The organism is Thermomonas paludicola, from assembly GCF_024498955.1.
Classification (GTDB): domain Bacteria; phylum Pseudomonadota; class Gammaproteobacteria; order Xanthomonadales; family Xanthomonadaceae; genus Thermomonas; species Thermomonas paludicola.
In genome coordinates, this window is record NZ_CP093311.1 from 1,435,001 (window position 1) to 1,447,817 (window position 12,817).

8 protein-coding genes are annotated in these 12,817 nt (G+C 66.8%); 3 read left to right on the forward strand and 5 right to left on the reverse strand.

Features of this window, described 5'->3' with window-relative positions:
* Positions 1-50: 50 nt before the first annotated feature.
* A complete protein-coding gene (locus tag LIW09_RS06700; RefSeq protein ID WP_256644886.1) occupies positions 51-668 on the reverse strand; it encodes a CDP-alcohol phosphatidyltransferase family protein in 618 nt (205 codons plus the stop codon).
* 66 nt (positions 669-734) lie between these two features.
* A complete protein-coding gene (locus LIW09_RS06705; protein WP_256644887.1) occupies positions 735-2,459 on the reverse strand; it encodes a 3-hydroxybutyrate oligomer hydrolase family protein in 1,725 nt (574 codons plus the stop codon).
* A 170-nt stretch (positions 2,460-2,629) separates the two neighbouring features.
* Here LIW09_RS06705 and LIW09_RS06710 point away from each other — a divergent pair, with 170 nt between their 5' ends.
* Together LIW09_RS06710 and LIW09_RS06715 are read left to right on the forward strand one after the other, a co-directional pair.
* Positions 2,630-3,454, forward strand: a complete 825-nt coding sequence (locus tag LIW09_RS06710) for a 3-hydroxybutyrate dehydrogenase (RefSeq protein ID WP_256644888.1) — start codon at positions 2,630-2,632, stop codon at positions 3,452-3,454.
* A 4-nt stretch (positions 3,455-3,458) separates the two neighbouring features.
* Entirely contained in the window at positions 3,459-4,124 is a 666-nt protein-coding gene (locus LIW09_RS06715) for a response regulator transcription factor (RefSeq protein ID WP_256644889.1), read from the forward strand.
* A 267-nt stretch (positions 4,125-4,391) separates the two neighbouring features.
* Here LIW09_RS06715 and LIW09_RS06720 read toward each other — a convergent pair whose 3' ends face one another.
* The 3 genes from LIW09_RS06720 to LIW09_RS06730 all read right to left on the reverse strand — a co-directional run bounded on the left by LIW09_RS06720 (position 4,392) and on the right by LIW09_RS06730 (position 11,235).
* Positions 4,392-5,438 (reverse strand): NAD(P)-dependent alcohol dehydrogenase, encoded by a 1,047-nt coding sequence (locus LIW09_RS06720; protein ID WP_256644890.1) that lies wholly within the window; start codon positions 5,436-5,438, stop codon positions 4,392-4,394.
* 86 nt (positions 5,439-5,524) lie between these two features.
* Positions 5,525-8,863: a PAS-domain containing protein gene (locus LIW09_RS06725; RefSeq protein WP_256644891.1), complete on the reverse strand. Its 3,339-nt coding sequence runs from the start codon at positions 8,861-8,863 to the stop codon at positions 5,525-5,527.
* 119 nt (positions 8,864-8,982) lie between these two features.
* Positions 8,983-11,235, reverse strand: coding sequence for a TonB-dependent receptor (locus LIW09_RS06730; RefSeq protein WP_256644892.1), 2,253 nt, complete (start codon positions 11,233-11,235; stop codon positions 8,983-8,985).
* 152 nt (positions 11,236-11,387) lie between these two features.
* Here LIW09_RS06730 and LIW09_RS06735 point away from each other — a divergent pair, with 152 nt between their 5' ends.
* Positions 11,388-12,791 (forward strand): GntP family permease, encoded by a 1,404-nt coding sequence (locus LIW09_RS06735; RefSeq protein WP_256644893.1) that lies wholly within the window; start codon positions 11,388-11,390, stop codon positions 12,789-12,791.
* Positions 12,792-12,817 lie beyond the last annotated feature (26 nt).

Below are 12,817 nucleotides of genomic sequence, written 5' to 3' on the forward strand. Positions count from 1 at the left end.
GCTGCGCCGCCGCCATCGTGGCACGCCAGTGGCGGGGAATCACGGGGACATCAGGGCTTTGGAATGCGCAACGTCTTGCTGATCATCAGCGAACCGGAAACGGCATACAGCAGCGTCAGCGGATGCAGCTGCCAGGGACCAAGCTGCACCACGCCCAGCCACAGCGCGCTGCCGATGTCGCCCCGCCACGCCAGCCACGCCAACAGCCCCACGATCGCCACGCTGGTCGGAATGGGCGTGCCCTCGAAATACGCCACCTTGCCTTCGGTACCGCTCAGTTGCTCGGCAGTCACGTTGTAGCGCGCCAGCCGGCTGACGCCGCAACCCACGAAATAGCTGAGCAGCGCCCAATCCCAGCCGCCCTGCAGGCCACAGGCGTAGCCCAGCGCAGCCGGCGCCACGCCGAAGCTGATCACGTCGGCCAGCGAATCCAGCTCGCGCCCCAGCGTGGAAGCGACCTTGCGCCAGCGTGCAATGCGCCCGTCCAGCGCATCGAACACGAAGGCCAGGGGAATCAGCGCCATGCCCATCAACAGGTCGCCGGCCACGCCGTCCTGCAGGAAACGCATCGCGGCGAAGATTGCGCCGGTGCCGCAAAACGCATTGCCCAAGGTGAACCAGTCGGCGAGGTGGAACTCGCGCAGCATCGAAAAGTGGCGTGGCTTCATCGGCTGTTCCAGTGGTGTACAGGCAGCCTGCCAAACCGTTCCCCTGCCGGCAAGCGCCGCAGCGCCTCAGTGCGGCATTGCCAGATTTTCCGCGGCCAGCGGCTTGCCCATGCGCGGCACGGTGGCAATCACCGCATCGGCAGGCAGCGCGCCCTTGCCATCCAGATAGGCCTCCACGCGATCCAGCGCCTCATAGACGTAGGGCAGCAACGGCAGATACGCCGCAGCCATGTGCGGCAGCCCGAGGAATGCGTCGAAGTGCTGGGCATTGCGTACCTGCCAGTAGCGCACGTCGCGGCCGGCAGCCTTGGCCATCGACACATAGGGCGCGCTGGAAAACACCGGCGGCACCAGTCCGTCATCGGTGCCGTGGATCACCACCACCGGCAAACCGGCGCGCGGTGGCGCGGCGCGCGTTTCGTCCACACCCTTGCGCACTCGCTGCGCATCAGTGCCTTGCCCCGTCCACAAGCCGCGCAGGCATTGCAGCCCGCCCAGCCCCATGTCGGCCATCGGCTGCGGATCGATGATGCCCACGCCGGCACCGGGAGGAATGCCGCTGGCATCGGCCACCCATGCGGCGCGCTCTGCGGCGGTGGCGGCACGCGGGCTGGAATCCGGATTCAGCGCGGCATAGCGATAGCCGCAGGGATGTGCATCGTGCGAATAGCGGCCATAGGCCGAGGCATAGCCCACCGCAACCGCGCGCCACAGGTCGAACGCCACCGAAATCGCGCCGGAGCGCAGCGACGCATCGCTCCAGCCAGCGGCGTGCAGTTTCGCCAAGGCGTCCTTCTGCTGCGCGTCATGGGTCTCGCCGACCAGCACCCCGCGTGCGGCCAATGCCGCGCACTTCAGCGCCAGCCCGGGCGTTTCCGGAATGCCCAGTTGCGGCAGCGCGCACGGCATCAGCAAGGCAGCTTCGGTGCCGTAGTCATACAGGCTGCGCGCGCCGGCGCCCTCGGCCAGCACGCTGGGTTCGCCAGCCACCACCGCATCCAGCCAACCGCCGTCCAGCTCCGCAGCCCGCAGTACGGCGCCACCACCGTTGGAAATGCCGACCGCGATCACCCGGGTATTGGCGAAGGTGAACGGCGCCTGCGCCGGCAACTGTTCATTCAGGGTGGACAGGGCGAAGTCGGCCGCCTGTTTCACATGCCGGCCCCAGTCGGCTTCCGGGTTGTCCTGCGAATGCGCGTGCTTGTAGGCAACGCCCGAGCCGGCTGTGGGCGATGGCTCGAACGCCAGCGCTGCCTCGGCGCCGCCCAGCGTGCCGTCGGCCATCACGCCCTGCCTGGCATCCAGATCGTAATAATCGCTGCCCGCGCCCTTGTCGGTATAGACCACCGCGCAACCGCGTGGCAAACCCCACGCGCCCGCCACCGCGATGGCCCCGTAGATGCCGCGCGATCCCGACGAGGCCGCCACCACCACGCAGCGATTGCGTGCATCAAAGCCATCCGGCAATTGCAGCAGCACGCGATGCGGCTGTTGCGCGCCCGCCAGCGTTGCCAGCGCGCTGAACTCGCGGCCAGGCACGTTGGCCACGCTTCCGTACAGCGTTCCGTAACCACCGCCTGGTGCCAGGTCGGCGATACCTCGCCAGTTGCTCCACAACGCACGCCGACGCAGCTCTGCGGGCGTGGGACGCTCGACATCTGCGAAGGTCGGCGGCAGCATCGACCGCAACCCCGCAAGTCCCAACCCGCCGGTCAGCAGGTCGTCGTGTTCACGGTGTCCGGTGGCACGCGGTTGCTGGAACATCTCGGCGTTTCCCTTGCTGACAGGCATGCCGGCGCAGCCTGCCATCAGCGCGATGACGGCCGCGAAGGCGCAATGACGGAATATGTGCATGCGCCGACCTTACCCCTTGCCAGCGCGCGCCGCATCGTACTTTGGTACCAGCAAGCCATGCCGCGTTCCTGCTAGCGTATGAACTCCCCACCGTTGCAGGTTCCCGCATGAGCGATACCTTTCTACATGGCCGCACCGCGCTGGTGACCGGCAGCACGTCCGGCATTGGCCTGGCGATCGCCCAGGCACTGGCGGCAGCCGGCGCACGCGTGGCGATCAACGGCCTGGGCAGCGCGGATCAGGTCGCCGCGGCCATCGCCGCCGTCGATGCCGCCGGCAACGGCGGCGCCGGCTCGGCTTCGACCAAACACTTCAGTGCCGACCTGCGCGATGCAGAAGCCATCGACGCGATGATGGCCGAGCTGTCCGCGTGGTCCGGCGGCGGCGTTGACGTGCTGGTCAACAACGCCGGTATCCAGCATGCGGTGCCGCTGGCGCAGATGCCGGTGCAGAAGTGGAACGACATCATCGCCATCAATCTGTCGTCCGCATTCCATGCCATGCGCCTGGCGATGCCGGCGATGGCCGCGCGCGGTTTTGGCCGCGTCATCAACATCGCCTCGGTGCACGGGCTGGTGGCATCGAAAGACAAGGCGCCGTACGTGGCAAGCAAGTTCGGCATCGTCGGACTGAGCAAGGTCGCGGCGCTGGAATACGCCGCGCAGGGCTCGCGCGAGTCCGGCGGAATCACCGTCAATTGCATCTGCCCGGGCTGGGTGGAAACCCCGCTGATCGAGCCGCAGATCGAAGCGCGCATGCACGGCGGCAGCCGCGACGATGGCGTGCGCAACCTGCTGGCGGAAAAGCAGCCCAGCTTGCGCATGACCCTGCCCGCCGAGATCGCCGCACTGGCGGTCTTCCTGTGCCGGCGCGAAGCCCACAACATCACCGGCGCGGCACTGCCGGTGGATGGTGGCTGGACCGCGCAGTAAACGCATGCCCTCGCTGCTGATCGCCGACGACCACCCGCTGTTCCGCGCCGCGCTGCGGCAGGCCGCGCGCGATGCGCTGGGCGAGGTCGAGCTGTTTGAAGCAGGCGACCTGGAAACCGCGCTGGCCACGTTGGAAGCCCAGCCGCAGATGGATCTGGTGCTGCTGGACCTGCACATGCCCGGCAATCACGGGCTGGCAGGACTGGCCGCGATCCGCGCCCAGTATCCGGGCGTGGCGGTGGTGGTGGTCTCGGCCAACGACGACCCGCGCGTGGTGCGTCGCGCCCTGGACCACGGTGCGGCCGGTTACCTGCCCAAAAGCGCCGGCCTGGACGAATTGCGCGACGCCATCCGCAGCGTGCTGGCCTGCGACACCTGGCTGCCGCAGGCGCTGCGTGCCAGCGTTGCACGCGCCGCATCGTCGCCGGATGACGCGCATCTTGCCGCGCGCCTGGCCAGCCTGTCGCCACAGCAGTTCCGGGTGCTTGCACTGGTGGCCGAGGGCTTGCTCAACAAGCAAATCGCCGACCGCCTGGACGTGCAGGAGCGCACCGTGAAGGCACATCTCACCGCGATTTTCGAGCGGCTTGGCGTTCGCAATCGCACCCAGGCCAGCGTGGTGCTGCGCGAGTTGGAGTTGCGTGACCCGGCGCGACTGCTGCAAGGCTGAGCCGACGCCGGCTGGTCAAATTTTCACCACACCCATTGACAGCCGCACCACGCTTGGCGCGCACGTGGTTATCCACATCCTTATACGAAAACCGTCCACAGCCATTGTGGAAAACCCCGCTGGCCACGCGCCGCGCGGCTTTTTCGATGTGGTGAATTTTTCACCACACCCATTGACAGCCGCACCCTGCAAAGCGCGCAGGCGGTTATCCACATCCTTATACGAAAACCGTCCACAGCCACTGTGGACAATGCGGAGCGTCCACTCTTACATCGTTGCGCAGTCGATCACGAAGCGGTACTTGACGTCGCTGTGCAACATCCGTTCGTAGGCCGCGTCGATGTCCTGCGCGCGAATCATTTCGATGTCGGCAACGATGCCGTGCTCCGCGCAAAAATCCAGCATCTCCTGGGTCTCGGCGATGCCGCCGATCAGCGAACCGGCAATCGCCTTGCGGCCGAAAATCAGGCCCATGACCGACGGGCTGGGATGCGGCGTGGCCGGCGCGCCGACCAGGCACAGCGTGCCATCGCGTTTGAGCAATGCAGTAAAAGCATCCAGCACGTGCGGCGCGGCCACGGTGTCCAGGATGAAATCGAAGCTGCCTTGCTGCGCTTTCATTTGCCCGGCATCGCGCGACACCACCACCGCGTCTGCGCCCAGCCGATGCGCTTCGTCGCGCTTGCTCTCGGTGGTGGTGAACGCCACCACCTGCGCGCCCATCGCGCGCGCCAGCTTGATACCCATATGCCCCAACCCGCCAATGCCGACAATGCCGACCTTCTTGCCGGGGCCCACGTTCCAATGGCGCAGCGGCGAATAGGTGGTGATGCCCGCGCACAACAGCGGCGCGACCGCGGCCAGTTGCTGCTGCGGGTGGCGAATGTGCAACACGAACCCCTGATCCACCACGATCCGCTGCGAGTAGCCACCCAAGGTGTGCCCCGGCGCATCATTGGTCGGGCCGTTGTAGGTGCCCACCATGCCGCGTTCGCAATACTGTTCCAGGCCGTCACCGCAGGCGCTGCACTGCCCGCAGCTGCCCACCAGGCAGCCAACGCCGACCACGTCGCCCACCTTGAAACCGGCGACATCGTTGCCCACCGCGCTGACCGTCCCGACGATTTCATGGCCCGGCACGCACGGATACAGCGTCCCCGGCCACTCGGACCGAACCGTGTGCAGGTCGGAATGACAAACGCCGCAATAGGCGATTTCAATCTGCACATCCTGCGGTCCGGGCGCACGGCGATCGATCGTCATGGCGACCAGGGGTTGGTCGGCACTGTGCGCGCCGCAGGCTTTGACGGTCATCGGAATTCCTTCATTTGGAGGGTGACGAAGCTTGGAGGAGGCATTGTTTCAACCACGTGAACAGGCGGCGCGCAGCGGCGCGACCGCTAACCCAGCCGCTGTGCCGCCAACACCCTGTCGAGCATGGATTTCAATGCCAACGGGCGCAACGGTTTCATCAGCAGCGGCAGACCCGCATCCTGTGCGGCACTCCGCACCGCACCGGTCTGGTCGGCGCTGAGGATCAGGCACGACGTCGTGCAGGCGAAGCGGGCGCGCAAGCGGGCGTGCAGCGCCACGCCGTCGTCGCCATCGTCCAGGTGGTAGTCGAATATCCACAGGTCGAACGGCGCTTCCGACAGCGCCGCGCTGGCCTGTGCATCGTTGCCGACCGCCAGCGTCTGGCAGCCCCAGCCGCGCAGCACCGTGGCCAGCGCCTCCCGCGCCGAGGCTTCGTTGTCCACCAGCAGCACGCGCAAGCCAGTCAACCCGCGCCCGGCGCTGCGCTGCAGCTGCGGGGCGGCGGTCTGCGCCACCTGCAGGGCGAACACGCTGCCCCGCCCCAGTCTGCTGCGCAGGCGCACGTCCGTTCCCAGCAGGCGGGCGATGCGCTGCGCGATCGCCAACCCCAATCCCAACCCCTGTCCGGGCGCGCGCTCGCCGCGCCGGAACTCCTCGAAAATCGCCTCGCGCTGGGACGCTGCAATGCCGGGCCCGGTGTCGTGGACTTCGATCCAAAGCGCACCGCTACATCGGCGCACGCCCAGCAGCACGCTGCCGCTGGCGGTATAGCGCAGTGCGTTGGCCAGGAAATTCTGCAGCACCCGGCGCAGCAGCTGCGGATCGCTGTGCACCCACGCACGGGTAGGCACGAAACGCAGGCGCAGGCCGCGCTCGGCGGCAATCGCGCGAAACTGTTCCACCAGCGGTTCCAGCACGTCGCTCAAGGGAAAGTCGCGCGGCTCCGGCACCAGCCCGCCGGCTTCCAGGCGCGACATGTCCAACAACGTGCCCAGCAGGTCGGTGGTGGCATCCAGCGCGCCGCCGATCTGCCGCGCCAGCTCCCGCTGCCCGCCATTGCTGCGTTGCTGCAGGGCATCCGTCAGCAAATGCGCTGCGTGCAGCGGCTGCAGCAGATCATGGCCAATGGCAGCCAGGAAGCGGCTCTTCGCATCGTTGGCGTGCTCGGCCTCGCGCTTGGCGGTTTCCAGCAGCGTGGTGCGCTCCACCACGCGCTGTTCCAGCGTTTCATTGACGCGCTTCAGGCCCGCTTCGGCCTGGCGGAATGCGGTGACGTCGGTGAAGGTGGCGACAAAGCCGCCGCCCGGCATCGGGTTGCCGCGGATCTCGACGATGCTGCCATCCTTGAACACACGCTCGGACAAATGCGGCGTGCCGGCGCGCATATGCGCCAGCCGCCGCTGCAGTGCGGATGTATCCCGGGCCGGGTCGATCCCGGCGACTTCACGCAGCGCCCAGTGCGACGCTTCGGCAATCGGCATTCCCACCCGCAGCATGTCGGGCGGAAAACCCAGCAGTTCTTCATAGCGCCGATTCCAGGCCACCAGGTGCAGGTCGGCATCGACCACGCTGATGCCTTGGCTCATGTTTTCCAGCGCCGCTTCCAGCACGCGCTGGTTGAAGCGCAGGTCCTGCGAGGCTTCGCCCACGATGGCGGCCACCGTATCCAGGTCAGCGCCCGCTTGGTCGCGGCGGGCGGCTTCCAGCAGCAGGCGCGCGGAGGCACTGCCAAGCACGGCCGCCAACTCATGCTCCAGGCGCGACTCGATCGACGCCGGCACCACGCCACTGCTCGGCGCGAGGCGCAGCAGTTCTTCAACCCGGGCTGCCGGCAAGAAACGTCGCCCCGCGCTGCGCAGGGTGGCCACGTCCGTCCCGCGCACCTGACGCCGATCCGGCGCACTGCGCAGAGCCGCCAACACCAGCGTGGTCGCGGTGCCGACAAACAGGCTCACGCCCACCGCACGCCCCACCCGGCTCCAGCCGGTCAAGCCAAACAACCCATCCGGAGCCAGCCAGGCCCAGCCCAGCGGGCCTTCGCGCAGCCAGCCCGGATCGCTGCCGGCGGTCGCCACCAGCAGCGGCACCAGCATCACCCACAGCCATGCCGCGAACCCGGCCAGCACGCCCGCCGTGGCGGCGAATGCCGGCGTTTGCGGGCGCCACACCGCAAACGCCAGTGCCGGCACCAGCGTTGCCAGCGCCGAAAACGACACCGCGCCGACATCTGCCAGCGCTTCGTTACCACTCACCAGCCGGGCGTAAGCCCAGCCCAGCAGCATGATGGCGATGATGCCGCCGCGGCGCAGCAGCAGCAGGTCGCCGCGATGATCATCGCCCTGCCCACCCGCCCATGCACTGCGCAGCAGGCCCGGCGCAAACCAGTGGTTGCCGATCATCAGGCTCAGGGTCAGGGTGCTGACGATCACCATGCCGGTGGCGGCGCTCAGTCCGCCAAGAAACACCAACAAGGCCACCCCGGCATTGCCCTGCGCCAGCGGCAGCGCCAGCGCGTACATGTCGGTGGGCACCGCATCGCCCAGCAGCGCCGCGCCGGCACGCGCCAACGCCAGCGTGGGCAGCGCGATCAGCAACAGGTACAGCGGGAACTGCCAGCGCGCGGTGCGCACATCGGCTTCGTCGCGGCACTCCACCACGCCAACGTGGAACTGGTGCGGCATCACGAACATCGCCATCGCACCCAGGATCACCAGCGGCATGAAGCCGCCGGCCGGCTGCGTCGCGGCCATGCGCGGCAGCTCGGGAAGACCACGCAGGCCCAGCCAGACGAACACGCCCAATGCCAGCATCGCGAGCAGCTTGAACAGGGACTCGAAGGCCAATGCCAGCACCAGGCCGCGGTTGTGCTCGGCAACGCTGACCCTGCGCGTGCCGAACAGGATTGCAAACAGCGCCATCGCCAGCGCCACGTACAACGAACCGTCGCGCCACAGCGGCGGCGCGCCGTCGTCGGCCGCACCGATGCCGGCGGTCACCGCCGTCAGGCTCATGGTGATGGCCTGCAACTGCAGGGCGATGTAGGGGATCAGCCCCAGCACCGCGACCAAAGTCACCACCGCCGCCAACCACGCATCCTTGCCCAGGCGCGTGGCGATCAGGTCGGCCAGCGAGGTGGCATTGGATTCGCGCGCCAACCGCACCAGGCGGATCATGAAGACCACCGCCAGACCATAAAACAAGATCGCACCGACGAAGGTGGGCGGCAGCGGCCAGCCGTACCGGGCGGCCTGGGTCACGGTGCCGTAGAACGTCCACGAGGTGCAGTGCACCGCCAGCGACAGCGCATAAACGTGGCGCCAGTGCCTGGCCAATACCCCGGGGTGGCGCTCGGCGTAGAGCGCGGTGCCAAACAGCAGACCCAGCCAGAGCAGCGCCGCCGCGACGACAGTCGTGAGGCTCAGCATCGCGGCCGCCTCAGGCATGGGGGTGGGGGTAATCCGTCAAGGACATGCATGCCCGTCGAGAATAGCGCGACGGCGAGCAAGCGCCCGCCGCCGCGCCCAACCCACGGGGGTCACGTGGTTCAGAAGTTGTAGCGCACCGACACATACATGTTGCGCGGCAGCCCGTAGTACGCCGTCTGGATATTGCCCACGCTGGCGAACTCCTGGCCTTCGGTCATGTAGGTCTGGTTGGTCAGGTTGCGCACGCCGGCACGCACCTGCCACTTGTACTCCGGCGAATCCCACACGCCGTACAGGCCAACCAAGGTGTAAGTCGGCTGGCTGAGTACCGCACGGTTGTCCACCGACAGCCAGGTGCGGGTGCGGTGGGAAACATCGCCACCCACGCTGAGCGTGCCACTGCCGTTCAACGGGATGCTGTGGTTGATCCCGATGCGCGCGGTGAACTTGGGCGAGAACGGCACGTGGTCATGATTCACGTTGAGGTCGAAACCGGGATAGCCAGGATCCAGGCGGAAGTCCTCGAAGCGGTCGTACTTGGCATCCAGCCAGCTCAACTGCCCGCTGATCGTGGTGCGTTCGCCGACCATCGCGCTGCCTTCCAGCTCCAGGCCCTTGATGCTCAACCTGGCCGCATTCAGCACCGGGAACGTCCCCACGTCCTGCGACACGCGCGCCTGGAAATCCTGATAATCGCTGATGAAGCCGGTGATGCTGCCACGCATGCGATGGTCGCTGGATTCGGCCTTCAGCCCGATCTCGTAGGTCCACACGAATTCCGGATCGTACTTGGCGTGCAGCACGTCATACGCCGTGTTGGCGCGGCCGTTGAAGCCGCCCGACTTGAAGCCACGGTTGGCCGATACATAGCCCATCAAGCCGTCGCTGAATTTCTTCTGCAAGCTGACCGACGGGGTCACCGCGGTCCAACTGGCCGACGTCTCCGGGAACGGCACCGTGCCGTTCAACACCGCAAGCGCGGGGCCCCAGAACGTGCTGGTGGTGCGCCGGTAATCCTTCTTGTCGCGCGTCCAGCGCACGCCAGCCGCCAGCGTCCAGGTGGGCACGAATTCCCAATTGGCGTGGACGAAGGCCGCCGTGCTGCTGGTCGTCAAATCATCGGAAATGGTGCGCAGGAAGCTGACCGGAGTGCCCAGAATCGCGTACAGGTCGCTGGCATAGGCCTCCTGATAGGACGGCACATGCTCGCTCATCCAATACGCGCCCATCGTCACGTGCAGCGTGCTGCCATTGTCGTAGTGCAGCTGGAATTCCTGGCTTTTCTGGTTCTGGTCCAGCGCCACCAGCACGTCACCGAGCTCGTACCTGGACGCGTCGATGTCGATGTAGGAATTGGTCTTCAATTTGCGATAGGCAGTGACGCTCTTGAGCATCCAGGCCGGGGAGAGGTCCCACTCCATCGCCAGTGACGCGCCGCTGTGGGTCAGTGTCTGCCCCTTCCCCGGCGCCAGCGATGTCACCGCTGCGTGATCCCAATCGCCGGTTGCGCCGGGCTGCAGCACCACCTTGCCAAGCACCAGGTCGGTCTGCACCAGGTTGGCCATCGGCCGCCCCATGGTCAGGGCCGCATCCTGCCTAGTGTAGTCAACGGAGAAAATGGCGCGGAACGCATCGCTGGGCTGGAACGCCAACTTGGCGCGCAGCGCGCGGGTGTCGTCATCGTTGAAACGATGGCCGCCGGCGCGATTCCTCACATAGCCATTGTTGGTGATCCACGCCCCTGCAATGCTGCCGGCCACGGTTTCGCTGAGCTTGCCACCCGCATAGAAGCGGCCTTCGGTGCGACCGTAATCGCCGAACGTGGCCTCCACGGCGCCGCCCTCGTAATCGAAGGGATTCTTGGTGGTCAGCTTGATCGCGCCGCCGGTGGAGTTCTTCCCGTACAGCGTGCCCTGCGGGCCGCGCAGCACTTCCACATCACCGACGTCGAACAGCGAAAACAGCGCACCGTTGATGCGCGAGTAATACACGTCATCGACGTACATGCCCACGCCGGGGTCGAAGGTCTGCAGCGCGTCGGGCTGGCCGATGCCGCGGATGAACACGTTGACGCTGTTGGCCGAGCCGCGACCCTGCACGATGTTCATGTTGGGCACTGCACCCTGCAAGCCGTCCACGTTGCTGGCCTGCAGGTCTTTCAGCTGTTCTTCGCCGAATGCAGAGACCGCTACCGGGACGTCCTGGATCGATTCGACGCGACGCCGCGCGGTCACGGTGACGGCGTCCAGCGTCTTCGCCACTTGTTCGCCATCCTTCTTCGCCGGCGCCTCTTGCGCCATCGCGGGCGCACCCAGCAACAGCGTCGCGGCCAGCGCGCCATGGATCGCCATGCTCAATTGCCTGTGTTTCATCACTCCCCTCCGGATGCAGCGGATGGCACGATTACCACCAATGACAGGCAAGCTAGTCGCTGCTTGCGATCCGCGACATTGGACGTTCGGACAATGGGCCTATTGCCCCTCGACGCCGACACTCGCACCTTGATTCCGCTTCGGGATAGCCAATGTCGTTCCTGATCGTGCTTGCGGCACTGTGCTTCCTGATGCTGGTGGCCTATCGCGGCTACAGCGTCATCCTGTTCGCGCCAGTGGCCGCGCTGGGCGCGGTGCTGCTGACCGATCCACAGCTGGTGGCGCCGATGTTCACCGGCCTGTTCATGGACAAGATGGTCGGCTTCCTGAAGCTGTACTTCCCGGTGTTCCTGCTGGGTGCGATCTTCGGCAAGGTGATCGAGCTGTCGGGGTTCTCGAAGTCCATCGTGCAGGCCACCATCCGCGTGGTCGGCGCGCAGCGGGCGATGCTGTCCATCGTGCTGGTGTGCGCGCTGTTGACCTACGGCGGCGTGTCGCTGTTCGTGGTGGTGTTCGCGGTGTATCCGTTTGCCGCCGAGTTGTTCCGCCAGGGCGACATCCCGAAGCGCTTGATCCCCGGCACGATCGCGCTGGGCGCGTTCACCTTCACCATGGACGCGCTGCCCGGCACGCCGCAGATCCAGAACATCATTCCGACGACCTTCTTCGGCACCAGCACCTGGGCCGCGCCGTGGCTGGGCACGCTGGGTGGCGTGTTCATCCTGTGCGTGGGCATGGGCTATCTGGAATGGCGCCGTCGCGCCGCTGTCGCCGCCGGCGAAGGCTATGGCGATCCGGCAACGCTGCGGAACGAGCCAGCCCCGTTCGCCGGCCAGCGGCTGGCCAATCCGTTGATTGCCGTGTTGCCCCTGCTGGTGGTGGGTCTCTTCAACAAAGCGTTGACGCTGTGGATTCCCCTGCATTACGGCGCCAGCACCCGCTTCGTGCCGGGCGTGATCGGCAACCCGGCACCGGTGGTGCAAGAGGTCTCGAAAGTCGCCGCGATCTGGGCGGTGGAAGGCGCGCTGCTGGCCGGCATCGCCTGCGTGCTGGTCTTCGCGTGGAAACCGGTCAAGGCGGGTTTTTCCGAAGGCAGCAAATCCGCGATTTCCGGCGCACTGCTGGCGGGCATGAACACCGCTTCCGAATATGGCTTCGGCGCGGTGATTGCCGCCCTGCCCGGGTTCCTGGTGGTCGCCCACGCGCTGGGGTCGATCCCCAATCCGCTGGTCAACGAAGCGGTCACCGTCACTGCGCTGGCCGGCATCACCGGCTCGGCCTCGGGCGGCATGAGCATCGCCCTGGCGGCGATGGCCGACACCTTCATCGCCAATGCCCACGCCGCCGGCATCCCGCTGGACGTACTGCATCGCGTCGCCGCGATGGCCTCCGGCGGCATGGACACGCTGCCACACAACGGCGCGGTGATTACCCTGCTGGCAGTGACCGGGCTGACCCATCGGCAGGCCTACAAGGATGTCTTCGCGGTCACGCTCATCAAGACCATGGCGGTGTTCGTGGCGATCGGGCTGTACTACGCGTTCGGCCTGGTCTGACGCGGGGTGAACCGCCGCGCCAGCCG

Coding starts and splice junctions, on each gene's coding strand:
- LIW09_RS06725 (WP_256644891.1), bottom strand. CDS start 8,863: ATGCTGAGCCTCACGACTGTCGTCGCGGCGGCGCTGCTCTGGCTGGGT.
- LIW09_RS06710 (WP_256644888.1), top strand. CDS start 2,630: ATGAGCGATACCTTTCTACATGGCCGCACCGCGCTGGTGACCGGCAGC.
- LIW09_RS06735 (WP_256644893.1), top strand. CDS start 11,388: ATGTCGTTCCTGATCGTGCTTGCGGCACTGTGCTTCCTGATGCTGGTG.
- LIW09_RS06720 (WP_256644890.1), bottom strand. CDS start 5,438: ATGACCGTCAAAGCCTGCGGCGCGCACAGTGCCGACCAACCCCTGGTC.
- LIW09_RS06705 (WP_256644887.1), bottom strand. CDS start 2,459: ATGCCTGTCAGCAAGGGAAACGCCGAGATGTTCCAGCAACCGCGTGCC.
- LIW09_RS06715 (WP_256644889.1), top strand. CDS start 3,459: ATGCCCTCGCTGCTGATCGCCGACGACCACCCGCTGTTCCGCGCCGCG.
- LIW09_RS06730 (WP_256644892.1), bottom strand. CDS start 11,235: ATGAAACACAGGCAATTGAGCATGGCGATCCATGGCGCGCTGGCCGCG.
- LIW09_RS06700 (WP_256644886.1), bottom strand. CDS start 668: ATGAAGCCACGCCACTTTTCGATGCTGCGCGAGTTCCACCTCGCCGAC.